The sequence below is a fragment of the Mycobacterium sp. genome (assembly GCF_052145595.1).
Lineage (GTDB): Bacteria > Actinomycetota > Actinomycetes > Mycobacteriales > Mycobacteriaceae > Mycobacterium.
This window is the reverse complement of sequence record NZ_JBKQOI010000346.1, coordinates 1-22,701: the sequence shown is the minus strand read 5'-3', so window position 1 is coordinate 22,701 and position 22,701 is coordinate 1. Positions and strand designations below refer to the sequence as shown.

The window sequence follows — 22,701 nt, the reverse complement described above, 5'->3', positions numbered from 1 at the left end:
AACGGCAAGCCGAACCGATGGACGTTGAGGCGCGGTGTGAGCGCGGTGAGCGCGAACGGCGAGCCGAACCGATGGCCAGTGCAGCGCCTGATCGTCGGCGCCAGTCGCCGCGGACTGGTGTTACTGGCCTTTTTATTGGCCCCTGTGGTGTTGACGTCGTGCACCTGGCGCGGTATCGCCAACATGCCGCTGCCGGTTGGCCGTGGCACGGGTTCCAACCACATGACGATCTATGTGCAGATGCCCGACACGCTGGCCTTGAACACCAACAGCCGGGTAAGGGTCGCCGACGTATGGGTCGGCACGGTGCGTGACATCAGGTTGAGGGACTGGATCGCGACCCTGACGCTGGACCTCGATCCGACCGTGAAGCTCCCGGCAAACGCGACCGCGAAGATCGGCCAGACCAGCCTGCTGGGCACGCAACACGTCGAGCTGGCCGCGCCGCCAAACCCGTCACCGCAGCCGTTGAAGAGCGGCGACACCATCGGCCTGATGAACTCCTCGGCCTACCCCACCGTCGAACGGACGTTGGCCAGCGTCGCGATAATCCTCAATGGCGGCGGCATCCCGAACCTTGACGCGATTCAAACCGAGATCATCAACATCCTTGACGGCCACGTCGACCAGATCCGCGAATTCCTCAAGCGGCTGGACACATTCACCGCCGAGCTGAACCGCCAGCGCGACGACCTCACCCGCGCAATCGATTCGACCAACCAACTCCTGACCATCGTCGCGAACCGCAACGACACGCTGGATCGGGTGCTCACCGACATCCCGCCGCTGATCGAGCATTTCGCCGACACGCGCGATCTGTTCGCCAACGCCATTGAATCCCTGGGGCGTTTCAGCGACGTCGCCAACCGGGCGCTGTCGGGTACCCGGCCCAACCTTTACCAGAACCTGGAGTCGTTGCAGCGACCGTTCAAGCAATTCGAACTGGCATCGCCGTATGTGGTCGGCGCGCTGAACTTGGGCCTCACAGCACCATTCAACATCGACAACGTGTCGAAAGTGATCCGCGGTGACTACGTCAACGTGTCCGGGGCGTTTGACCTTACGCTCAGCACCTTGGATAACGCGCTGCTGAGCGGAACGGGGTTGTCCGGATCGTTGCGGGCGCTGGAGCAGTCGTGGGGACGGGATCCGAGCACCATGCTCCCGGATGTCCGCTATACGTCGAACCCGAATGACGTCCCGGGGGGACCGCTGGTGGAGAGGGGTGAGTGAAAGATGTTGCCTCGCATGATCAAAACCCAGCTGGTGGTGTTGACGGCGGTGGCGGTGGCGGCGGTGGTGGTGCTGGGTTGGTACTACCTGCGGATACCCAGCCTTGTCGGCGTCGGTCGATACACGCTGTATGCCGAATTGCCTCAGTCCGGGGGCCTGTATCGAACAGCCAACGTCACATACCGGGGCATCACCATAGGCAAGGTCACCGACGTCGAACCGACCGAGCGGGGCGCGCGGGCAACAATGAGCATCGACAACCACTACCAGATCCCTGCCGACGCGTCGGCCAACGTGCACTCGGTCTCTGCGGTCGGCGAGCAATACCTTGACCTGGTATCGACCGTCAACCGCGGTCCGTACCTGCGGAATGGGCAGACCATCACCAAGAGCACGGTGCCCAGCCAGATCGGCCCGGCGCTTGATGCCGCCAACCGTGGATTGGCAGTGCTGCCCAAAGACAAGGTCGCGTCAGTGCTTTACGAGACGTCACAGGCCGTGGGCGGGCTGGGACCATCCCTGCAGCGCCTGGTCGACGCGACCCAGGCGATCGCCCGCGACTTTCGGGGCAGCATCGACGACATCGACGACATCATCGCGCGTTCGGCGCCCATCATTGACAGCCAGGTCAATTCCGGTAACGCGATCGGGCGCTGGGCCGCCAACCTCAACGCGCTGGCCGCGCAGACGGCGCAGCAGGATCAAACGGTGCGAAGCATTCTGGCCAACGCGGCGCCGACCGCCGATCAGGTCAACGCCACGTTCGCCGACGTGCGGGAGTCGCTGCCGCAGACGCTGGCCAATCTCGAGGTCGTGATTGAGATGCTCAAGCGCTACCACGACGGCGTCGAGCAGGCGTTGGTGTTCTTGCCGCAGGGAGGTGCCATCGCCCAGTCAGTTACCTCGGCAGTTCCCGGCCACGCGGCACTCGGCATCGGCGCTGCGGCCCTCAACCAACCACCGCCGTGCCTGACCGGCTTCCTGTCGGCATCGGAGTGGCGAGCACCGAGTGACACCAGCATCGCGCCGCTACCGGCTGGCACCTACTGCAAGATCCCTATGGACGCAACGAACGTCGTGCGCGGCGCCCGCAATTACCCGTGCGTGGACGTGCCCGGCAAGCGGGCGGCGACCCCGAGGGAGTGCCGCAGCAACGAGCCCTATGTGCCGCTGGGTACCAACCCCTGGTACGGAGACCCGAATCAGATCGTCACCTGCCCCGCGCCGAGCGCGCGTTGTGACCAGCCGGTGAAGCCAGGCCAGGTGATCCCGGCGCCGTCGGTCAACAATGGCCTCAACCCACTGCCCGCCGATCGGCTGCCAGGCACACCACCGCCGATCAGTGACCCGCTGCAGCGACCCGGGTCGGGCACCGTCCGGTGCAACGGGCAGCAGCCCAACCCGTGCACCTACACCCCGAACGCGAATCCCACCGCACTGTACGACGTGCAGAGCGGCAAAGTTGTAGGGCCCGACGGTGTGGTCTATTCCGTTGACAATTCGCGCAACGTTGGGGACGAGGGTTGGAAGGAGATGCTGGCACCGCCCGGCTGAATCTGTCTGCCCGGAAAGGTTCGCCGGATACCTGCAGGCCAGCAGGCATGAACCTGACGGACAGCTTGTTCACACGCAGCGCGCGTAGGGTCGACTAGGTAGTCGTGCTAGCGAATTGGAGGAGATGAGCGTGGCCAGAACCGACAACGACACCTGGGAGATCACGGAGAGTGTGGGTGCGACGGCACTGGGCGTCGCGGCGGCCCGTGCGGCGGAAACCGACAGTGAAAACCCGCTCGTCAGCGACCCATTCGCGCGCGTTTTCCTCGACGCCGCCGGAGACGGCATGTGGAACTGGTTCGCGGCCCCCGACCTGCCCGCCGAGATCGCCGAGGCCGAACCCGACTTGAAGCCGCGGATGCAGGGAATGGTCGACTACATGGCAGCGCGGACGTCGTTTTTCGATCAGTTCTTCCTCGATGCGACCCGCGCGGGCGTGCACCAGGTGGTGATCTTGGCGGCGGGTTTGGACTCGCGCGCGTGGCGGCTGCCCTGGCCCGATGGCACGACGGTTTACGAACTCGACCAGCCCCGGGTGCTGGAATTCAAGTCCTCGACGTTGCGCGAAACCGGCGCCGAGCCGACGTGCAACCTGGTGCATGTTCCGGTCGACCTGCGCCACGACTGGCCGGCGGCGTTGCAGCAGGCCGGTTTTGACACCTCGGCGCCGAGCGCCTGGTCGGCCGAGGGGCTGTTGCCGTTCTTGCCCGCGGCCGCGCACGAGCTGCTGTTCGAGCGTGTTCAGGCACTGGGCGCCGTCGGCAGCCGGATCGCCGTGGAGGCGCCCGGCCCCGACTTCCTCGACCAGGCCGCCATCGCAAAGCGGCGCGAGAGCATGCAGCGGGTGCGTGACCTGATGGCCAAACTGGAGCCGCAACGCGACATCCCCGACGTCCAAGACCTCTGGTACTTCGAGGAGCGCGAAGACGTCGGCGACTGGTTAGGTCGCCACGGCTGGGACGTCACGGTGACGGAGGCGGTGGAGCTGATGGCCCGCTACGACCGCAGGCCCCCGCAGGACGTCGAAGACGGCGCGCCGCAGACCCTGTTCGTGGCCGCCGAGCGAAAGGGGAGGGACTGAACGTGGCCAGGACGGATAACGACAGCTGGGAGATCACCGAGAGCGTGGGGGCGACGGCGCTGGGTGTGGCCGCGGCGCGCGCGGCGGAAACCCGAAGTGAGAATCCTTTGATCAGTGATCCGTTCGCACAGGTTTTCCTCGACGCGGTCGGCGACGGAGTCTGGAGCTGGCACTCCGCTCCGCAGCTGCCCGCCGAGCTCGTCGAAGTCGAACCCGAATTGCCGCTGCAGATGAAGGCGATGGTCGGCTACATGGCTTCCCGGACGGCGTTTTTCGACCAGTTCTTCCTCGACGCGACTGCCGCCGGCATCCGCCAGGTGGTGATTCTGGCGGCGGGCCTGGACGCGCGGTCCTGGCGGCTGCCTTGGCCAGACGGCACGACCGTCTTTGAGCTCGACCAGCCCCGGGTTCTGGAGTTCAAATCATCGACGTTGGCCGCGCACGGAGCCGAGCCCGCCTGCAACAGGGTCGCCGTCCCGGTGGATTTGCGTCAGGACTGGCCAACCGCATTGCGGGAGGCTGGTTTTGACCCGTCCGCAGCCAGCGCCTGGTCGGCGGAGGGGCTGATGCCGTACCTACCGGCCGCGGCCCAGGAGTTGCTTTTCGAACGTGTTCAGGGACTCACGGCCGCCGGCAGCCGGGTCGCCGTGGAGGCCCTGGGACCGAAGTTTCTCGATCCGGAGTTTCGCGCGAAGCGTCGTGCGCGGATGGATCGGATTCGTGTGCTGATGGCCGAAGTGGACCCGCAGCGTGACCTCCCCAGGACCGACGAACTGTGGTACTTCGAGGAACGCGAAGACGTCGGCAATTGGTTCCGCCGCCACGGCTGGGACGTGACGGTGACGGCATCCGACGAGCTGATGGCCTGCTACGACCGCAAGGCACCCGCAGAGGTCGAGGACGAAGTTCCGGGGAACTTGTTCGTGGCCGCGCAGCGGGCGCGGACTTAGCGGCTGAAAGCATTCGCTCGCGACCCGATTGTCTGCCCGTGCGGTCGTCGGTTCGGCTCGTTCGACGTGATTCAAGTCCATGACAGCGGAAAACTAATGTCCAACCGCTCGGTCCGCCTGTATCCCGACCACGTCGGCACCCCGGCGGGCTGGCCACGATAGATACCGTGCGCCGCCGCCACGACGCGGTCGTGCTGCGTCGGCCACTGGATCTCGGATGCTATCTGTTCCAATACGTTTCGGTCGCGGTCCAGCACCCGGTCGACGATCGCAACAGCCGGCAAGGCGCCGCTTTTGTCACCGTTGCAACGTGCGCACGCAAGAACCAGATTGGCCAGGCCGTCGATACCGACCAAGGACCACGGCAGCACGTGATCGATTGGATTGTTGATTGCCAGATGTGTGCCGCAGTAGAAGCAGTGCGGGCCGAAGGCCTCTTTCAACGGCCCGCGGACGGCGGCGAGGGCGGTGCGCTCACGACCGAACAGATGGCCTGCGACGTCGGGAACCTTGGCGTCGAGGAACTTGTTCATAGCGCGGACGTCATCGATCCACATGATTTCCATTGCCGGCTTGAGGAGTCCGGCGAGCCGGGCAAGACCGTGTGCGACACCGGGTCTGAGTTCGATGGCATCGCCGTGGGCGCGCAGTGTTGACAGCGATACATGGTCGTGCAGAAACGAGTCGTCGAATAGAAATGGATCACTCGTCGACGAGCCCGGCAGTTTCTGCAGCCGGTGCAACGGCTGTTGTGCAAGGCAAAGCGCGATCTCATCAATGGCACGCCGGTACGCGACAGGCGCGCGCAGCCTGGCGATATCCACCGACAGACTGGTAGCCTTGACCCCGGAGGCTTTGCGTAACGCATTGGTGGCGAGCACGATTCGTGCGCGCGGTTGTGTGGATTGGCGCAGTTCTCGTCCCTCGAATGGGCGCACCTGCTGCCAATAAATCTCCAGCACCCGGTGCGCGAGGTCAGAAATCGGCACCCGCAGCACATCCGCGGGCTGCTCCGGCAAGTTCTCGATGCAGTGGTCGATCAACGCCATCAACGTGGCGAGCTTGTAGGTGGCCGTGCGCAGGCCCGTCTCGAGGATCGCCACCACGCGCTGCCCGAGCCGTAGCGGGTCGGCCGCGTCATCGTCCACGGCTGTCCCGGGATGTCGGCCCGGCGGAGTAGAACTGCACCACCACATTATTGCGAGGGGAATGGGGGTGGTGTGGGCAATTTCGTTCGGGAATCTCGGCTTGGCGCGTATATTGGTTCTGATATAACATGGGCATCGGTCTGAAGCCCATCAGATGGCTTGGCACAACCCGCGGCGACATCCGCGACCAACGTCCGGCCATCCGGTATGAGTTCGGCCAGCAGCTGCTTCGAGTACAGATGGGGCTGATGCCCAACAACTGCAAACCGTTGAGCGCCGTGGGTCCCGGTGCGTACGAGATACGAGTGCAGGACGCCGACGGCATTGCGCGGCTTATGTACGTCGCGAAGTTCCACGACACGATTTGTGTCCTTCATGTCTTCACGAAGAAGTCGCAGGGGACACCGGAGACGGATATCGACCTCGCCCGGAAACGCTATCGAGAGGCAAAAGATGGCTAGCAGCGTGTTCTACGACCTCGCTGAGACCCCGGAGGAGGCAGCCAATCTCACCGCGCGCGGCCTGCTCATGATCGCGATCGAGCAGCGAATCCGGGAAGAAGGTTGGACGCAGACCGAAGCCGCTGGGCGTCTTCACGTGACCCAGCCCCGAGTTTCGGATCTCCTGAACGGAAAGATCACCAAGTTCAGCCTTGACGCGCTGGTCAACATGCTCGCACCGGTCGGCCTGACATTCGATGTCCGACCGATCGAACATCCACCGGCGCGGGCGGCGAAGAAGGTCAAAAGTGTGCCCGTAGACCGTTCGGCCAGGCCACGTCGAGCAAGCCCAAAGCGCTCAGCACGCGTTGACCAGGACCACCGTGAGCAGTCTCAGCGGCCCGGTGCAGCGGTCGGCAAGTCCCGGCCTAGTCTGGAATCGAAGTAGCCACAGGAGGCACCCTTGAGCGATCACGAAGCAAAAATGATCATCTTGTCGACCGACGACCTGGATGAGTCGATTCGGTTTTACAGCGAGATCCTCGGGATGCCGCTCAAGTTTCGCGACGGAGCCCACTTTGCTGCTCTCGATGGCGGCCCGATCACCCTCGCGCTGGCAACTGGGGTGGACCATCCCATACCCGGGCGGGTTGTCGTCGGTATCAAGACGGCCGATGTGGACGCCGCGGCGAAAGCCGTCGAGGCCAGTGGTGGCGCCATCGTGAAAGAGCCGTACGACGACGCACACGAACGCCGCGCCGTGGTCTACGACAACAAAGGCAACGGCTTGGTCTTCTATAAGCCGTTGGCTCGCTGACAGGCGGGCTCGGACCCGCTAGCGATGCGCGGTTCGGGGTGGCCGTATTCCAGCAGTAGGTGCCGTCGCCTGCAGCCGCTGGCGTAGCCCGCTCGCCCGCACCGCCCGGCGCCCGATCGCCGCCCCCACTGCGGCCTCGGAACCCACTATCCGCACCTTGGTCTGCGCACGTGTCACCGCTGTATAGAACAACTCTCGGGTGAGCAATCGCGAATCCTCCGGCGGCAACAGCACTGTCACCTCTTCGGCTTGGCTGCCCTGACTTTTGTGGATCGTCATGGCGTGCATCGTCTCGACGTCGCCGAGGCGGCTGGTTGCGAAGGTCAGCGGCCCGGTCGCGCCGGCGATGACGGCCCGCAGACCTTCCGGGGCGGCCACGGTTACACCGGTGTCGCCGTTGTAGATTCGCAGTCCGTAGTCGTTCGCCGTCACCAGCAGCGGCCGTCCCGCATACCACTCCGACCACGCCGGCTGGCCGGTTTCCTCGGCAATCCACTTCTGCACCTGCCCGTTCCAGTGGGCCACGCCGAAAGGCCCCCGTCGATGCGCACACAGCAACCGGTGCTCGTCGGCCACCGACAGCGCGATGTCGACGGCGCCCAGCACGGCAGCCTTTCGCAGGCGCAACGCATGCGGCACGAGGATCGAACGCAACTGCTGCGTCGGGTCGTCGTCTTCACCGAACTCGAGGTACTCGATGTGCTCATCGCCCGACCGCAGCAGCGCCAGCGCCTCAGCCGCATCGCCAACCCGGATTGCGTCGGCCAGCGCGCCGATCGACTCTCCGAACCGGTGCGAGGTCTGCAGTGCCGCCACCCGCACGTCGTTCCGCGTCGACAGTCCGTCGACAAGGTCCGCCAGCACCGCACCCGCCTCCACCGACGCCAGCTGGTCGGCGTCGCCGACCAGCACCAGTCTGGCGCCCGGACGCACCGCCTCAACCAGTCGCGCCATCAGCGTCAGCGATAACATCGACGTCTCGTCGACCACAATCACGTCGTGCGGCAACCGGTTTGCGCGATCGTGCCGAAACCGCGTCGAGGTGCCCGGCTTGGCGCCGAGCAACCGATGCAGCGTCACCGCGTGCAGCTCGCCGAGCCGCTCCCGGTCGACGGCGGCAAGCTTGGCCACCTCATGGGAGACCGCCTCTTGCAGCCGGGCGGCCGCCTTGCCGGTCGGCGCGGCCAGCGCGATCCGCGGCCGCGCCACCCCCGACAGGTCCGCCTGCTCGGCCACCAGCGCCAGCAGCCGCGCGACCGTCGTCGTCTTTCCGGTACCGGGCCCGCCCGTGAGCACCGTGACCGCTTGCGCCAGCGCGATTTCGGCCGCCTCGCGCTGTTCCTCATACCCGGCCGGGAACAGTCGCTCGCAAGCGGGCAACTCGACTGCCGGCCTGAACGCCAGCAAAGACAGCAAGTCGTCGCACACCTGCGTCTCTTCGAGCCAATACCGGTCGAGGTAGAGCAGCCGGTCGTCGTAGAGATGCAGCACGGGCGGCTCGACGAGCAACGGGCTCGCCCGCACCGCCGCCAGCCACCCCACGCCCTCGGGCCACGGCAGGTCGTCGGCGCCCACCGACGCTGCCACCGTCGACAGATCCACACACACCGAGCCGCCCCGCAGCGCGCGCACCGCCAGCGCTACCGCCAGCGCCACCTGCTCGTCGGGTTCCTTGCCCAGCGCGCAAATCCGATTCGCCACAAGGACATCCGAGACATCCAGCACACCGGCCTCGTTGAAAGCCTTCAGCATGCCGGTGGCGGCGATGGCGACCTCGACATCCGTTCCCGTCACGCCACCCGCCTCCCCTCATCGAGGAGATCCGACAGCTCCGCCACCAGGGTCGCGGGCGGGTTCCAGCTGAACACGCCGGCCGGATGCCCGTCGTATACCGGCGTGTCGACACCGCACATGCCCCGAACGAAGAGATACAGCACCCCGCCCAAGTGTCGCGCCGGGTCGTAGCCAGAAACCCGCCACCGAAGAAAGCGGTGCAGCACAACGGTATACAACAGCGCTTGCAGCGGGTAGTCGGAATGCAACATGGCCTCGGTCAGGCGCGCAAAACTGTAATCGGCGGCGCTGTCACCCAGCTGGTTGGTCTTGTAGTCGGCTATCAGATAACGCTGTCCGGGGAGTCGTAGCACGACGTCGATCGATCCGGCCAGATATCCCCGAAGCGACTGACCACCCAGATCCGCGGCCATGAGCCGGTCGGCGTACGACGCCAGCGGATCGTCGGCGGGTAGATGCGAGCGCAGCAGCTCGCCGACGTCGGACACCGAGACGCGCGGGGTGGCACCGCGCAGATCGCCCCCGGCCAACGGGATCTCGAAATCCAACTCGCGCAGCCGGTCCCGCACCGCGATCTGCCGCAGCGTCAAGCCGTCCGTCAACGGGCCCAGCGGGGTGTCGTGCATCGGCACCAACGCGGGGGCCAGCTCGGCGGCGTCGACGTCGACAGGCCACCACGTGCAGTGGCGCCGCACCTGCCGCTCGAGCTCGCCGGGCAAGTCGGGAGCACCGGGGTCGGCGGTCTCCATTACCGCGTGCACCAGGGAGCCGAATGTCGCGCCGGCGGGCATGGCCGCCAGCGGGGAGCGGACGTCGTGACCGGACGCCGGCGCGGTGACCACGACCGCCTCCACCTCGTCGTCGCGCACGCCTAGCTCCGGTTCGCTGGCCACACGGACCGCTTCGGCGCCGCGCACCAGCGCCGAATACGAGGTCCGCCGCCAGGAGGTGTCAATCGCGCGGTGAAAGTGCCGCACCTCCAAATCGCCGACCGGCGGAGGCTTTTTCACCGCGACGGGGGCGGCGATCACCGATTCCGCCACTGACGGCCCGCCCGCGGCCTCCCACCGCTTGAACATCGCCCACGCGTCCTCGTCGGTGATGCCCGGTTCGCACCGATCCGGCAACTCGGCCTCATCCATGCCGCGGCCACGCAACAACCGCGACAGTCCGCCGTTGGGCTCATCCCACGATGGCGCCCACCACGCCACCACCTGCGACTGCGCCCGTGTGAGCGCGACATAGGTCAGCCGGACATTGTCGCGGGCCATTTCGGTGCGGTGCAGCTCCTCGACGCGGCGACGATCAGGGCTGGCCTTGCCGCCGATGTGCAGGCAACGGGTTTCGGTGTCGTCGTGATAGAGCAGGATGTCATCGCTGCGGATGTTGCGGTTGAAGGCGAACGGCAAGTACACGATCGGAAACTGCAGACCCTTGGCCACGAACACGGTCATGATCTGCACCGCCGCGGCATCGCTGTCCAGGCGGCGATTGTGTTCGCTCACACCGGTGTGGGCATCGCACTGATGCCGGAGCCAGTCACGCAGCGCCGGCAGGCCGAGTCGCTCCCGATGCGCGGTCTCGTGCAGCAGCTGCGCGATGTGCGCCAGGTCGGTCATGTCCCGCTCGCCGCCGCGCTGGCCGAGGACGCGCCGGCCCATGCCACCCAGCTGGGCCGCCTCGAACACCGCTGCCACGCCGCGCAGGCGCGCGTGGTTGACCCATTCCCGCAGCGTGCCGGCCACCCGGTCAGTCAGCGCATCACCCTCGGCGGCAAGGGTTTCCGCGGTCTCACCGAAGAACATCGTGCACGCGGCGGCGCGGACCAGACCGCTGCGCTGAGGCGCGTCGAATGCCTCCAGCAGGCAAAGCCAGTCCTTGGCGGCCGGCGAGTCGAAGACGTCGGTGTCGCCGGTGTAGATGGCGGCAACGCCGGCGGCGGCCAACGCGTCTCGGCAAGCGCGAGCATCCCTGTGTTGTTCGACGATCACCGCGATGTCCCCGGCCCCGAGCCGACGGCCCTCGTACGTGGCCCCTTTGGCCAGCAATGCCGCGATGTCGGCGGCCAAATCAGCGGGAATGTGTTGGCGCAGAGTGTCGATCGGAATGTTGTCGGTGGTTGTGTAGCCGACGGTGTGTCGTTTGACGACACGCAGCCGAAACGGCGCGTTGTGCGGAGCGCCGGCCAGCCGGTGCCCGTCGTGGTGCGCATCGACGTCGCGCACGACGATGTCGGGGTGGCCCAGGGTAGCGCCGCGCAGCACGGTCTGCAGGCTGTCGACGAGCACTTTGTCGCCGCGCCAGTTGACGCCCAGCGTGTATCGGGTGTCGGCGGTGCGGGCCGCCCTCAGGTAGGTATGTATGTCTCCGCCGCGGAAACCATAGATCGCCTGCTTCGGATCACCGATCAGGATCAGGGTCGACTGGCCGCTGAACGCGCGCTCCAGCACCCGCCACTGGATGGGGTCGGTGTCTTGGAATTCGTCGACCAGCACGATTCGCCAGCGTCGCCGCATCCGGTCGCGGGCCGAGGAGTCCTCTTGCTCAAGTGCTTTCGCCAACCGGGTGAGCAGATCGTCGTAGCTGAGGATGCCCAGCCGGCGCTTGCGGTGCTCGAGTTGTGCGAGCACCTCGTCGGCGAAGCGCAACCGGACACCGGCTTCGCTGTCCGGATCGGGATCGACTGGGCGCAGCTCGGCGCACGGGTCGGCCACGACCTTGCGGGCCAGTTCGAGCGCCTGTGCGTAGCTCAGCACCGGATCATGTTCCTGACCGCCGAAGTCAGCGAGGTACAGGTCGTCGACGATCTCCGTGACCAGGGCGTCGAGGTCCTCCTCCAACTTGACACCGGCGGCGGTATCACCAGCTACGCCAAGGGATTTCAGTACCGATCCGCAGAACTCGTGCGTGGTGGCGATGGTGGCCGCATCGAAGTTTGCCAGCGCGTCCTTCAGCCGCGCTCGTCTGGCCGCGCGTTCGCCGTCGCCGGCGCGCGCCAGGTGCCCGAGCAAGTCGCTGCTGGCCGGCGCCCGACCCTCGAGTACAGAGACCGCCTCGGCGATCTGGTCGCGCACCCGTTCGCGAAGCTCGCGGCTGGCCGCCCGGTTGAAGGTGATCAGCAGCATCTCGTCGAGTGTCGTCTCGGTCTCGGCGAGGTAGCGGGTGACCAGACCCGCGAGCGCATACGTCTTGCCGGTGCCGGCGCTGGCCTCCAGCACGGTGATGGAGCCCTTTTCGGGCAGCCGGCCCAGCAGGTTGAAGCGATCCAACGGATCCATCAGAGGCTCCCTTCGGCGGCCAGCACCGGCAGCCACAGCCGAGCGGCGAGCGCGCCCAACCGCGTGTCCTCCCCGGGCATCTCCTCGCCCGGGCGCGGCGGGCCGAGCATGCTGTCCAACGCGGAGCGCTTACCCCAAACCCGCTCGTGGGCACGCTCGTCGTTCTCCCCGGTGTGAAACCTGTTGGTCCCCCACTTCGCTCGCGCAGCCTCATGCGGGTCGTCGCCGTCGCGGCGCGCCTCCGCCCACGCGCACGACGTTTTCAGCGGCAACGGCAGCGGCTCGCGTCTCCCCGCGTCGTACAGCGCGACCAGGTCCCGCAATACGGCCACCGGGTCCGGTGCCGGTGCGAATAACCGTGCCGCTATGCGGTTCTTGCTCTTGCCGCGCCCGATGCACAGCGCCGTCCAATCATGGCCGGGATTTTGAACGGCGAGCGCGACCAGTGCGATCCAAGACGCCAGCACATGCGTGGGCGCCAGCCTGGAGTAGGTCACCGACACGGTGCGGTCGCCGAACACCGGTGTGACGGTCCCGGTGAGCCGGCGCCCGCCTCCGAGGTCCACGTCGACGTCGTGCGCGTCGCCGTCAACCGCCCTGTATTGCAGCGCGGCCAGCGCCAGATCGCGTGCTCGGTCCCGGATCTCCTTCGCCTTGCGCACCCCGAGTCGCCCGGGCGGCAGGGTTCCGCGACGCCATTCGGCGTGGGCGGCGGTGTCCGGGTGCATACCGCGCAGCATGTCGTGCAGCATCCGGTCGCCGACCGCCCACTCTTCCAGTGCGTCGATCTCGACGGGCATCGCGTCCTCGACTCCGTCGACGTCCCATGGCAGCGTGCAGTCGAGCGCGCGGAAGAACCCCTTGACCGGATCTTTGAAAAAGTCGAGCAGGTCGGCGAGCGCGACGTCGTCGGCGGGCGACGCGGGCAATGGGCCCGTGATGAACGATTTTGGCGCGCAGCGGTTTCCGGCGGCCGCCTCGGCGGCGGCCAGCGCCGTGGGGTCGAACGTGAATGGCGTGCCGGGCACCAGCTTTCCGGGTTGCACGTTCTTGACGTCGAACGGCTGCAACGGGTGCTTGATCAGGATGCGTTCCCGCACCGGCGTTTCCGTGGTCTGGTCGAGCGAGTCGAGCAGCTCAGCCAGCGGCACCGCCGGCGGATGCGGGTGACCGGTGTGCTCGTCGTTGCCGGTGTAGGTGATCACCAGCATCTCGGCGGCCGCGCACACGGCGTCGAGCAGCAATTGCCGGTCCTCGGAGCGGATGTCACGCTCACCGGTCATCGGTTCACGTGCCAGCACGTCGTCGCCGTCCGCGACGTTGGGCCGGGGGAACACCTTGTCGTCGAGTCCGACCAGGCACACCACCCGGTGCGGCACCGAGCGCATCGGCACCATCGTGCACACGGTCAGCGTGCCGGTGCGGAAGTTGGCCCGGGTGGGGCGCCCCGACAGGTGTGCCGACAACAACGCGCGTATGTCGGGTAGCCGCAATTGCGTCGACGCGCGCGAACCCGCTTGCGCCAGAACGTCGGCGAACTCGCGTTGCAGTTGTGCATCCGGCCAGGCGTCATCGGAGCGGGTGAGCATGCCGATGCCCTCGGTCAGCGCGTCCAGCCAGTCCGTCAAAGCCATTGTGCCACTGAGCCGTTGGATGATGCGATGCAGCCGCTCGACGAATTCGGCCAGCCGGCCGGCCAGCTCCACCTTGTCGCTGCCGACGTCATCGAGCGGCAGCGCGGTGCCCAGCCAGGCCTGCGAGTCGTCAGACATCGCGACGCCGGTGAGGATGCGGTCCAGCCCGAAGTGCCAGGTGTTGTGGACGATGTGGTCCAGCCCGTAAGGCTGGCGGTACTGCTGGTCGAAGCCCCAGCGGATGTTTGACTCACGCACCCAGTCGGTGATCTCGTCGAGGTCGTCGTCGCTGAACCCGAAGCGGGCCCGCACCGGCGCGGCCTGGGCCAGGTTGAGCACCTGACTGGCGGTGGCGCGGGTCCCGGCGGTCGCGAGCAGCTCGGCGGCCACCGCCAGCAGCGGGTTGGTCTGGTTGAGCGCCCGGTCGGCGAGGCGGACCCTCAAGCGGTGCGCCGGATGGCTTTCGCCCGCCGTCTCGCCCAGTCCAAAGCCTGCGACGATCAACGGCGCGTAGGTCTCGATGTCCGGGCACATCACCACGATGTCGCGGGGCTCCAGCGTCGGGTCGTCCTCCAGCAGCCCCAACAGCACCTCGCGCAGCACGTCGATCTGCCGGGCGGCGCCGTGACAACTGTGCACCTGCACGGATCGGTCGGTCGCGGCCAGCGTCCGGCCGCGCTGCTGGAGCCGGTTGGCGGCGATGTCCGACTGGAGCCAGCCCAGCAGCGTGTCGGCTTGGCTTGCGCCACCGAGGAATTCGTCGGTAGCGCGGCTCACCGGCAGTAAGCGTTGCAGCTCGCGCAGGTCGCGGCCCAGCGTTTCCAGCAGCGGATGCTTGGCCGCCTGCTGGCTGGCGTCCACGGCGCGCGGCACCGGACCGGTCATCCCGGCGAGCGCCTGCCACAGGTCGTCGCTGGGATGCGGCAGCCACAGATGCAGTTCGTGGTGGACGGCCAGCGCGTCGAGCAGCTCAACCTCGGTGCGCGCCAGCCGGGTGTGCCCGAACAATGACAGCCGCGCCGGCAGGTCGGCCGGCCCTTCGCGCAGCCGGGCCACCGTGTTTTCGTGGCGGACCTGCGGGGGATCGGCGGGGACGGTGGCAACCAGCGCCCGCCAGAGCTCCGGCTGCCAGGCCAGGTCGGCGTCGAGGCCTTGCGCGTTGCCGTCCAGCCAGTCGACCAGCAGCTGCGGACGCTGCCTGGCATAGGAGGCGAACAAGCCGGCCAGCCGGCGCGCCACCGAGTAGCGGCGCCCGCGGCGAAGCTCGGCCTCCATGTCGGTCCGCGCGAAGTGGCCCAAATGCGTTGCCAGCGTGTGGCACCAGGGCTCGCCGAGGCTGCGGTCGATCACCTCGAGCAGCGGCCAGGCCAGGGCGTCCGGCGACCACGGGTCGTCGTCAACGGTGCCGGTGATCGCAGAAATCTCAGAGATCAGCGACCGCGGACTTCGGAACGCCACCGCGGCGCACACCCCGTCGCCGCTCGAATTTCCGGGCCTGCGGCCCAAGACGTGCGAAAGCCGCTGGCTCAGCCAGCGTTCCACGCCGCGCGCCGGCACCAGCACCAGTTCCTCGGCGAACGGGTCGGACAGCGGGTCGGCCAGCAGGGCGCCGAGTCCGTCGGCAAGTAGGTCGGTGCGCTCGGCACGGTGCAGATGAAGCGCCATCGCGGTGCAACGATAGACCGGGACACCGACAGGAGTGGGCGGTTATGGACTTCAGTGCTGTATCGCCGTGCCACAGTTGACCGAGCGGCCCGTCGACCGGGAGGTGGCAGCGTGACTGACCAGGTGGGGTCCCCGGGCCGCACGCCCAAGTTGGGCCCCAATTTCGGCCCCAAGTTCGTCCAAGCCCTGGTGTACGCGGCGGAGAAACACGGGGAGCAGAAACGCAAAGCCAGCGAAGTCCCATACGTTGGGCACCTGCTTTCGGTGGCCGGGTTGGTCATCGAGGCCGACGGCACCGAGACACAGGCCATCGCCGCGTTGTTGCACGACGCCGCCGAGGACCAGGGCGGCCGCCCGACGCTGGCCGAGATCGGCCAGAAGTTCGGCGCTGATGTGGCGTCGATCGTCGAGGAATGCAGCGACACGTTAGATACCCCAAAGCCGCCTTGGCGCGAGCGCAAGGAACGCTACATCGGCCACCTGTCCGAGGCGTCGGACGACGCCATCCTGGTCTCGCTGGCCGATAAGCTCGACAATGCGCGCTCGACCCTGCGTGACTTCCGCGCGGAAGGAAACAACGTCTGGCAGCGTTTCAACGCCAAGGACCCCCAGGACCACCTTTGGTATTACCGGTCGCTGCTGAGGGTCTTCAGTCAGCGCACCGACAGTTGGATGGTCGGCGAGCTTCGCGACGTCATCGACGCGCTCGAGCAAGCGATCAACCGCCAAGGCGCCTAGCAACAGGGAGGGACGAGATGGAAGCCTGGGACGCGATCCGTGCGCGGCGCAATGTGCGGCAGTACAAGCCAGAGCCGGTGTCGGATGACGACCTGAACCGCATCGCCGAGGCCGGCTGGCGGGCACCTTCGGCGAAAAACCGTCAGCCGTGGGACTTTGTCATCGTCACCGACCAGACTCAGCTGAAGGAACTCTCGACGGTCTGGCGGGGCGCCGGCCACATCGCCTCGGCTGCCGCCGCGATCGCGATCGTTGTGCCGGTACCGCCGGACGATCGCAGGCTGGTCACCGACAACTACGACGTCGGTCAGGCCACGATGGCGATGATGATCGCGGCCACCGACCTCGGGATCGGTACCGGCCATTCGTCGGTGGGCGATCAGGGCAAGGCGCGCGCCATCCTCGGTGTTCCCGACGACCGCCTGGTGGCCTTCATGCTCGGCATCGGATATCCCGCCGATCGTCCGCTCACCCCGATCCGCAAGCCCGATCGGCGGCCATTCTCCGAGGTCGTCCACCGCGGCCGGTGGTGATCCATGGCGGGCGTCGCGGATGCCATCGGATGGGCACGTAAGCAGATCATGGACCGGGTGCCCAAGGCGGACCTGGACCAGCGTGACCCGGACTTCATCCGCGACCAGCTGCCGGGCACGTGGCTGCTGGCGTCGCTGTATTTCCGGGCCGACGTCCGCGGGCTTGACCGGATACCACCGCAAGGACCGGTGCTGCTGGTCGGCAACCACAGCGGCGGCAACGTACCGCCCGACACGTTCGTCTTCACGTTGGCGTTCTGCTCGTATTTCGGGGTGGAGCGCCCGTTCTATCAACTCGCGCACAACCTGGTCACCCTGTACCCGCCGCTGCGCTGGCTGCGCAAGTTCGGCACCGTGGCCGCAAGCCCCGAAAATGCCCGGCTGGCACTGGAATCCGGTGCCGCCGTGTTGGTATATCCGGGCGGGGACTACGAGGTTTTCCGCCCGTCGTGGCAGCGGCACGTCGTCGACTTCGGCGGCCGCAAGGGCTTCGTGCGGCTCGCCCGCGAGACCGGTGTGCCGATCGTGCCGGTGGCCAGCGTCGGCGGTCAGGAGACGGCCCTGTTCCTCGGACGCGCCCAGTGGCTGGCCAAACTGCTGCTGCTCGACAAAATGGTCCGGCTCAAGAGTGTGCCCATCTCGCTGGCGCTGCCGTGGGGGCTGAACGTCAGTGACCTGTTGGGGCATATCCCGCTGCCCGCCAAGATTGTGATCGAGGTGCAGGAGCCGATCACGGTGCACGACGACGACCAGGCGGTGTACGACGAAGTAATCGCCAGCTTGCAGGCCGGCGTCGACCGGCTCGCCGCCGAGCGTCGATTCCCGGTGATCGGCTGATGCGCGTCGAACGCCGGATCGTCGTCGATGCGGATCGCGACACCGTGTGGCGGGTGCTCAGCGACCCGAAACGTTACCCGTCTTTCCTGCCTCACCTCGAGCGCTGGGAGACGCTGACCGAAGGCCCGGCCCGGGTGGGCGCCCGCTACACCGTGTTATGGAAGATCGGCTCGATCCCCGTGGGGGGCGTCGCCGAGGTGGTCGAGTTCGACGAGGCGCGCGATCTGGCTTGGATCAACATCACCGGGGTGACCCACCGCGGCCGATTCCGGTTGCGCGACGCCGGGCCCGGTCGAACCGCGGTGACCTTCCGGCTTGCCTACAGCTCAGAGGGCGGGCTGCTCGGCCTGATCGCCGACCGTGTTGCGGCCTTCTGGGTCGGCCGCTCGGTCGCCGAGAGCCTGAAAAACCTTTGCCGCCTTGTCGAGTCGTAAACTCGTGGCCGTGAGTGATCGTCGCGGCGACTACGGAATCGACGGGTCATTCCACACCCTCTCGGCGCGCGGGCAGGCGATAGGTATCGGCGTCCAGACCGTGACCCTGGCGGCGTGGGCCGGGATCGCCTGCGCACGTGGCAAGCGGATAACGGCGGCGCTGTCGGGAACATCGGCCGTCGGGATCGCGGCGAGCGCTGCCCTCTACATTTACGCGACGCGGGCCGGCAAGTTCGAAGTCTGGAACCGGATCCTCGACGACCTGCGACTGGGTGGCGACGAAACGCTGCTCGACCTCGGGTGTGGCCGCGGTGCGGTGTTGCTCGCCGCGGCGAAGCGGTTGCCGCGGGGTCATGCGATCGGCGTCGATCTATGGCGCGCCGACCAGACCGACAACTCGCAGCAGGCCACACTTGCCAATGCGGCATTGGAAAACGTCGCCGATCGCGTGGAGGTGCGCACCGCCGTCATGACCGCCCTGCCGTTGGCCGACGACAGCGTCGACGTCATCGTCAGCAGCCTGGCCATCCACAACATCCCGACCCGCGCCGGCCGGCGGCAGGCGTTGGACGAAGCGGTTCGCGTGCTGCGGCCGGGCGGCCGGCTCGCCATCGCGGACCTGTGGGAAACCCGTCAGCATGCGGCCCACCTGCGCAAACTGGGCTGGCGAAACGTGAAGCGCCGCAACGCAGGATGGCGCATGTGGTACGGCGGTCCCTGGTTTTCCACGCGCCTGGTCACCGCCCTAAAGCCGGGGTGAACCCGCGTAAATCCGGCGTGCATGCTAAGGCCATGAACAGAAACGAGATCACCGAGCAGATCGTCGTCGCGCGGCTGGCCAAGGGACTGAGCTGGCAACAGCTGGCCGACGCGATCGGCAGGCCGGTGCTGTGGACCACGTCGGCGTTGCTCGGGCAGCACCCGATAGCCCCCGAGCTTGGCAGGGTCCTGGTCGGGATGCTCGGCCTCGACGAGTCGGCGGTGCCCGTGCTGGCGGCACCGCCCATGCGCGGCGGCCTGCCCACCGCCGTGCCCACCGACCCGACCATTTACCGCTTTTACGAAGCTCTTCAGGTGTACGGTGGCGCCATCAAGGAACTGATCCACGAGCAGTTCGGTGACGGCATTATGAGCGCGATCAACTTCAGCGTCGACATGCAGAAAAAGTCACACCCCTCCGGCGACCGCGTCCTTGTGACATTCGATGGTAAATTCCTTCCATACCAATGGGTTTCGGCTGATGACTGACGCGTCACGATGAGACCGAGCAATCCCATGCGGCACCCGTTCCGGGTGGCCCGCGCCCCAAAGCCGCGCGCCGAAGGACGCTTCTACTTGCCCAACGGTCGCCGGCTCGGCTTCGCCGAATACGGCGATCCTTCCGGCGCGGTGGTGTTGTGGTTCCATGGGACCCCCGGCGGCCGCCGCCAGTTCCCCATGCTGGGCCGGCGCGCCGCCGACAACCTCGGCCTTCGGGTCATCGCGGTGGAGCGGCCAGGGACGCACCTGTCCGACCCGCACCGGTACGAGTCGGTGGCCGAGTGGGCCACCGACATGGCCTGTGTGGCCGATTCGCTCGGTGCCGAACGGCTGGCCGTCATCGGGCTCTCCGGCGGTGGCCCATACGCGCTCGCCTGCGGCGCGGTGCCGCCGCTCGCCGGCCGGGTCGCCGCGGTGGGCGTGCTGGGTGGTGTGGTCCCGACGGTCGGCCCCGAATCCTGCGCTAAGGCTAAGGGGGTCATCGACCTGTCCCGCCGCTTTGCCCCGCTACTGTCGCGTCTGCGCTGGCCGTTGTCCACGCTGGTGTCCGGACTGGTGCTGCCGATCCTGCCCTTCGGCCACTACGCCTACCTGGCGTATGCCGCCACCACCAAAGAGGGTGACCGGCGGGTCTTCGCCGATCCCGAGATGGAACCGATGTTTCTCGACGACCTCGTGATCCTCTCCGGGGGGCGCTTTTGGGCCTTCGTCGATGACATCCGGCTGTTCGGGCGCGATTGGGGGTTTCGGTTGGCCGACGTGAAGGCGCCGGTGCGGTGGTGGCACGGGGACGCCGACCCCATCGTGCCCCTCGATGCCGCGCAGGCGGCGGCGGCGCACCTGCCCGACGCGGAGCTCATCCTGCGGCCGAAAGAGAGCCACCTCGGTGGTTTCGCCGCCGCTGACGAGGTCCTCGGCTACGTTCGCCAGTTGCTCTGAGCCGCCTGCTGTCGATGGCTTCTCCAGTGATTCATCGAGTGAACTGACGGCTCGTGGCGTACGTGTCACACTTGCGACGAGGAGGCGATGAGAACGCGGTGGCCAGGCCTTTAGCCGGCCACCGCGTTATCATGTTCCGGCTATCAGAGCCGGTTCGGGCCTGCGTCAGAGCCCAAACTCGGCTGCTATCCCGTCGATTCCCGCGCGGATGGCCTTCAGCGCGTCGGCACGGGCACGCAACTTGGTCGCGGCGTGGGCGTGCTGGTGCAGACCGGCGAATTCCCGCGCGGCCTCCTCGGCCCGCTTGACCACCATCTCGGGCAACACGATCTCGTCGAGAAAGCCAGCCGCCAGGGCGGTTTCTCCGAAGAACGTCTTGGCCAGCCCGGTGGCTTGCTGATATGCCGACCGCGTCAGCCGCAGTTTCATGATCTCCAGGGCGGCGTAGGGGATGATCATGCCGATCGCGACTTCGTTGGCCTGGATGTTGTATGCGTGGGCGGCCACCCGGTGGTCGCCGGATGACAGCAGGAACGCGCCCATCGCGATGGCATGCCCGGTGCAGGCCATCACCACCGGCCTGGGGTAGGACAAGAGTCGATGCGCCAGCTCGAAGCCGCCCCTGAGCATGTCGATGGCGGGCTGCACCTCACCAGAGGTCAGGATCTTGAGGTCGAACCCGCCGCTGAAGACCCGCTCGTTGCCGGTGATCACCAGCGCCCCGACGTTGTCGCCGTCGGCCTGGTCGATCGCCTCGTTGAGGGCCTGCTGCATGGTCGGGCCCAGCGCGTTGACTTTGCCGTCGTCCATCCTGATGACCGCGATGGAATCCTTGTGGCTGTAGAGGACCGGGCCGCTCATGGGTTGCTCCTCGTCAGACGTGCTCGCTGTGGTGTTTGCCCAGCTCGTCTTGGGCGTTACCCCAGCGCACGCTGACATCGGTGGGCTGCTCGAGCTGCCGGGTGCGCCACCTGTCCTGGGTTTCCTGCACGGCGCCGTTGATTCGTTCGATCTCGCTGCGGAACACGTCGGGACGCGTTTCCTTGCTCGCGTAGTGGAAGTAGGTGAGCAGGCCGCGCAGCAGCTCCAGCTTCTGTTTTTCCCGCTTGGCCAGGTCGTGGGTCGTCATCAACTCGATGCGCTGAACCGGCGGCAGGGCATCCCAGTCCAGCACCACCTTGGTCTCCAGCGCAGAGCGCTCGGGCTGCCAGAACCGCCACCCGCGCGGCTTGTCGGGGCGGTCGTAGTAGATCACCGCCCCGGTAAAGCGAGACTCGATGCCAGTCCCGATTTCGGCGCGGTCGAGCGCCGAATCCCACACCATGCGCCATTCCTGGCCGGGCGCCAGCACCGGCAACTCGCTGGGCAGCTGCAGATCGACGACGTCGGCGTAGCCACCGGCGGCATTTTCGTATTCGGCCACCGTCGGCGGATGCGGAAATGAAAACCGGATGTCGTAGGCCGCGGTTTGGCCGAAATTCCGGACCACGAGCTCGATCACGTGCCAGTCGGCGGGATGCGGCTCCATGAACATCGCGACGTGGGGCCGGGTCTGCTCGGCGGCCAACCGACGGTTGAGCTTGATCTGGTGGTTGGTGAAGACCAGCGTGGCGATCGCGAGTGCAATCGCCGCCCACGCCGCCCACGCTATCCAGGTGCTGGACCCCACATTGGTGACCCCGTGCCAGCCGCTCTGGATCCACCCCATGGAATCCACCTCACGCTTATATCACAGTGACCATCGACCCGAAATTTCGCTGGTCCGGTCGGGCGGTCACCCGGCTTGTTACAAAACAACGGTCGCGCGCCGTGTCGTTTCAGCCGCCCATCAACATTCGCCACTGATCGAGGTTGGCAGCTCGATACACGTAGTTGTAACGCTTGACCTCTGAAAGCGATGCGCTCGGCTCAGCCGAATACCAATGCCCCGGAAACACGGTCGGGTCACCCGGGAGGGCCGCGAGTTGCCGCAGGCTGCGATACATCGCGTCGGAGTCGCCACCCGGAAAGTCGGTGCGCCCGCAGCCGTCGAGGAACAACGTGTCCCCGGCGACCAGGCGGCCGTCCAGCAGAAAGCACTGGCTGCCCGGCGTGTGACCCGGGGTGTGCAGCAGCTCGATTTCGACGTCGCCGATGCTGACCTTGTCGTGGCTCTCATGGGTGGTGAGGTCGCCCAGGCTTATCCCGGTAACTCGCGAAACCCAAAGCGCCTCATGGGTATTCACGTGTACCGGCACAGGCGCCCTGTCCAGCAGCTCGGCCAGGCCCTTCAGCTCGAAGCCCATCATCGACCCGCCCACGTGATCGGGGTGATGATGGGTCACCAGCACCCCGGACAGGCGCATGCCGTCGGCCTCGAGCGTGTC

At 66.9% G+C, this 22,701-nt stretch carries 21 protein-coding genes; 14 read left to right on the top strand and 7 right to left on the bottom strand.

Annotated elements, in window-relative coordinates:
- The first annotated feature begins 90 nt into the window (after window positions 1-90).
- From ACLP4W_RS28680 to ACLP4W_RS28665, 4 genes are all read left to right on the top strand, one after another.
- Entirely contained in the window at window positions 91-1,233 is a 1,143-nt protein-coding gene (locus tag ACLP4W_RS28680; protein WP_442390779.1) for a virulence factor Mce family protein, read from the top strand.
- A 3-nt stretch (window positions 1,234-1,236) separates the two neighbouring features.
- Window positions 1,237-2,787, top strand: a complete 1,551-nt coding sequence (locus ACLP4W_RS28675; protein ID WP_442390745.1) for an MCE family protein — start codon at window positions 1,237-1,239, stop codon at window positions 2,785-2,787.
- Between the two features lie 130 nt (window positions 2,788-2,917).
- Window positions 2,918-3,868, top strand: coding sequence for a class I SAM-dependent methyltransferase (locus ACLP4W_RS28670; RefSeq protein WP_442390743.1), 951 nt, complete (start codon window positions 2,918-2,920; stop codon window positions 3,866-3,868).
- Window positions 3,869-3,870: 2 nt separating this feature from the next.
- Complete coding sequence (locus tag ACLP4W_RS28665) at window positions 3,871-4,818, top strand: class I SAM-dependent methyltransferase (protein WP_442390741.1); 948 nt, start codon at window positions 3,871-3,873, stop codon at window positions 4,816-4,818.
- A gap of 71 nt (window positions 4,819-4,889) precedes the next feature.
- On the opposite strand, the gene ACLP4W_RS28660 is transcribed toward ACLP4W_RS28665, so the two are convergent.
- The gene (locus tag ACLP4W_RS28660; RefSeq protein ID WP_442390739.1) at window positions 4,890-6,014 is read right to left on the bottom strand and encodes an HNH endonuclease; all 1,125 of its coding nucleotides are present in this window, start codon (window positions 6,012-6,014) and stop codon (window positions 4,890-4,892) included.
- 80 nt (window positions 6,015-6,094) lie between these two features.
- Here ACLP4W_RS28660 and ACLP4W_RS28655 point away from each other — a divergent pair, with 80 nt between their 5' ends.
- The 3 genes from ACLP4W_RS28655 to ACLP4W_RS28645 are packed head-to-tail and all read left to right on the top strand — an operon-like array spanning window position 6,095 to window position 7,223.
- Window positions 6,095-6,427 (top strand): type II toxin-antitoxin system RelE/ParE family toxin, encoded by a 333-nt coding sequence (locus ACLP4W_RS28655; RefSeq protein ID WP_442390737.1) that lies wholly within the window; start codon window positions 6,095-6,097, stop codon window positions 6,425-6,427.
- Entirely contained in the window at window positions 6,420-6,854 is a 435-nt protein-coding gene (locus ACLP4W_RS28650) for a helix-turn-helix domain-containing protein (protein WP_442390735.1), read from the top strand. The genes ACLP4W_RS28655 and ACLP4W_RS28650 overlap by 8 nt, the downstream gene beginning before the upstream one ends.
- Window positions 6,855-6,869: 15 nt before the next feature.
- Window positions 6,870-7,223 (top strand): VOC family protein, encoded by a 354-nt coding sequence (locus ACLP4W_RS28645; protein WP_442390733.1) that lies wholly within the window; start codon window positions 6,870-6,872, stop codon window positions 7,221-7,223.
- An 18-nt stretch (window positions 7,224-7,241) separates the two neighbouring features.
- On the opposite strand, the gene recD is transcribed toward ACLP4W_RS28645, so the two are convergent.
- The 3 genes from recD to recC are packed head-to-tail and all read right to left on the bottom strand — an operon-like array spanning window position 7,242 to window position 15,594.
- On the bottom strand, window positions 7,242-8,975 hold the full coding sequence (recD, locus tag ACLP4W_RS28640) for an exodeoxyribonuclease V subunit alpha (RefSeq protein WP_442390777.1): 1,734 nt from the start codon (window positions 8,973-8,975) through the stop codon (window positions 7,242-7,244).
- 38 nt (window positions 8,976-9,013) lie between these two features.
- Window positions 9,014-12,286, bottom strand: coding sequence for an exodeoxyribonuclease V subunit beta (gene recB, locus ACLP4W_RS28635; protein WP_442390775.1), 3,273 nt, complete (start codon window positions 12,284-12,286; stop codon window positions 9,014-9,016).
- Window positions 12,287-12,294: 8 nt separating this feature from the next.
- Complete coding sequence (recC, locus tag ACLP4W_RS28630; RefSeq protein ID WP_442390731.1) at window positions 12,295-15,594, bottom strand: exodeoxyribonuclease V subunit gamma; 3,300 nt, start codon at window positions 15,592-15,594, stop codon at window positions 12,295-12,297.
- Window positions 15,595-15,705: 111 nt separating this feature from the next.
- Between recC and ACLP4W_RS28625 the strand changes: the two genes are divergently transcribed.
- Genes ACLP4W_RS28625 through ACLP4W_RS28595 form a run of 7 tightly spaced genes read left to right on the top strand, consistent with a single transcriptional unit; the run spans window position 15,706 to window position 20,335 of the window.
- Window positions 15,706-16,332 (top strand): HD domain-containing protein, encoded by a 627-nt coding sequence (locus ACLP4W_RS28625; RefSeq protein WP_442390729.1) that lies wholly within the window; start codon window positions 15,706-15,708, stop codon window positions 16,330-16,332.
- Window positions 16,333-16,349: 17 nt separating this feature from the next.
- Window positions 16,350-16,865: a nitroreductase family protein gene (locus ACLP4W_RS28620; RefSeq protein ID WP_442390727.1), complete on the top strand. Its 516-nt coding sequence runs from the start codon at window positions 16,350-16,352 to the stop codon at window positions 16,863-16,865.
- Between the two features lie 3 nt (window positions 16,866-16,868).
- The gene (locus ACLP4W_RS28615; RefSeq protein ID WP_442390725.1) at window positions 16,869-17,702 is read left to right on the top strand and encodes a lysophospholipid acyltransferase family protein; all 834 of its coding nucleotides are present in this window, start codon (window positions 16,869-16,871) and stop codon (window positions 17,700-17,702) included.
- Complete coding sequence (locus ACLP4W_RS28610) at window positions 17,702-18,136, top strand: SRPBCC family protein (protein WP_442390724.1); 435 nt, start codon at window positions 17,702-17,704, stop codon at window positions 18,134-18,136. The genes ACLP4W_RS28615 and ACLP4W_RS28610 overlap by 1 nt, the downstream gene beginning before the upstream one ends.
- A 10-nt stretch (window positions 18,137-18,146) precedes the next feature.
- Window positions 18,147-18,896 (top strand): class I SAM-dependent methyltransferase, encoded by a 750-nt coding sequence (locus ACLP4W_RS28605; RefSeq protein ID WP_442390722.1) that lies wholly within the window; start codon window positions 18,147-18,149, stop codon window positions 18,894-18,896.
- 32 nt (window positions 18,897-18,928) lie between these two features.
- A complete protein-coding gene (gene cynS, locus ACLP4W_RS28600) occupies window positions 18,929-19,384 on the top strand; it encodes a cyanase (RefSeq protein WP_442390720.1) in 456 nt (151 codons plus the stop codon).
- 9 nt (window positions 19,385-19,393) lie between these two features.
- A complete protein-coding gene (locus tag ACLP4W_RS28595; RefSeq protein WP_442390718.1) occupies window positions 19,394-20,335 on the top strand; it encodes an alpha/beta fold hydrolase in 942 nt (313 codons plus the stop codon).
- Between the two features lie 165 nt (window positions 20,336-20,500).
- Here ACLP4W_RS28595 and ACLP4W_RS28590 read toward each other — a convergent pair whose 3' ends face one another.
- The 3 genes from ACLP4W_RS28590 to ACLP4W_RS28580 all read right to left on the bottom strand — a co-directional run.
- The gene (locus ACLP4W_RS28590) at window positions 20,501-21,196 is read right to left on the bottom strand and encodes a crotonase/enoyl-CoA hydratase family protein (protein ID WP_442390716.1); all 696 of its coding nucleotides are present in this window, start codon (window positions 21,194-21,196) and stop codon (window positions 20,501-20,503) included.
- 13 nt (window positions 21,197-21,209) lie between these two features.
- Window positions 21,210-22,043 carry a hypothetical protein gene (locus tag ACLP4W_RS28585; RefSeq protein WP_442390714.1) on the bottom strand — a complete coding sequence of 278 codons (834 nt, stop codon included), beginning with the start codon at window positions 22,041-22,043 and terminating at the stop codon, window positions 21,210-21,212.
- Window positions 22,044-22,152: 109 nt separating this feature from the next.
- Window positions 22,153-22,701: MBL fold metallo-hydrolase (locus ACLP4W_RS28580; protein WP_442390712.1), on the bottom strand; the 549-nt coding region annotated here is incomplete at its 5' end.

Bases quoted from the DNA above. Each gene is read 5' to 3' on its own strand.
- ACLP4W_RS28615 (WP_442390725.1), top strand. From the start codon at position 16,869: ATGGCGGGCGTCGCGGATGCCATCGGATGGGCACGTAAGCAGATCATG.
- ACLP4W_RS28620 (WP_442390727.1), top strand. From the start codon at position 16,350: ATGGAAGCCTGGGACGCGATCCGTGCGCGGCGCAATGTGCGGCAGTAC.
- ACLP4W_RS28675 (WP_442390745.1), top strand. From the start codon at position 1,237: ATGTTGCCTCGCATGATCAAAACCCAGCTGGTGGTGTTGACGGCGGTG.
- recD (WP_442390777.1), bottom strand. From the start codon at position 8,975: ATGCTGAAGGCTTTCAACGAGGCCGGTGTGCTGGATGTCTCGGATGTC.
- recC (WP_442390731.1), bottom strand. From the start codon at position 15,594: ATGGCGCTTCATCTGCACCGTGCCGAGCGCACCGACCTACTTGCCGAC.
- ACLP4W_RS28595 (WP_442390718.1), top strand. From the start codon at position 19,394: ATGAGACCGAGCAATCCCATGCGGCACCCGTTCCGGGTGGCCCGCGCC.
- cynS (WP_442390720.1), top strand. From the start codon at position 18,929: ATGAACAGAAACGAGATCACCGAGCAGATCGTCGTCGCGCGGCTGGCC.
- ACLP4W_RS28585 (WP_442390714.1), bottom strand. From the start codon at position 22,043: ATGGGGTGGATCCAGAGCGGCTGGCACGGGGTCACCAATGTGGGGTCC.
- ACLP4W_RS28590 (WP_442390716.1), bottom strand. From the start codon at position 21,196: ATGAGCGGCCCGGTCCTCTACAGCCACAAGGATTCCATCGCGGTCATC.
- ACLP4W_RS28610 (WP_442390724.1), top strand. From the start codon at position 17,702: ATGCGCGTCGAACGCCGGATCGTCGTCGATGCGGATCGCGACACCGTG.
- ACLP4W_RS28650 (WP_442390735.1), top strand. From the start codon at position 6,420: ATGGCTAGCAGCGTGTTCTACGACCTCGCTGAGACCCCGGAGGAGGCA.
- ACLP4W_RS28660 (WP_442390739.1), bottom strand. From the start codon at position 6,014: ATGTGGTGGTGCAGTTCTACTCCGCCGGGCCGACATCCCGGGACAGCC.
- ACLP4W_RS28655 (WP_442390737.1), top strand. From the start codon at position 6,095: ATGGGCATCGGTCTGAAGCCCATCAGATGGCTTGGCACAACCCGCGGC.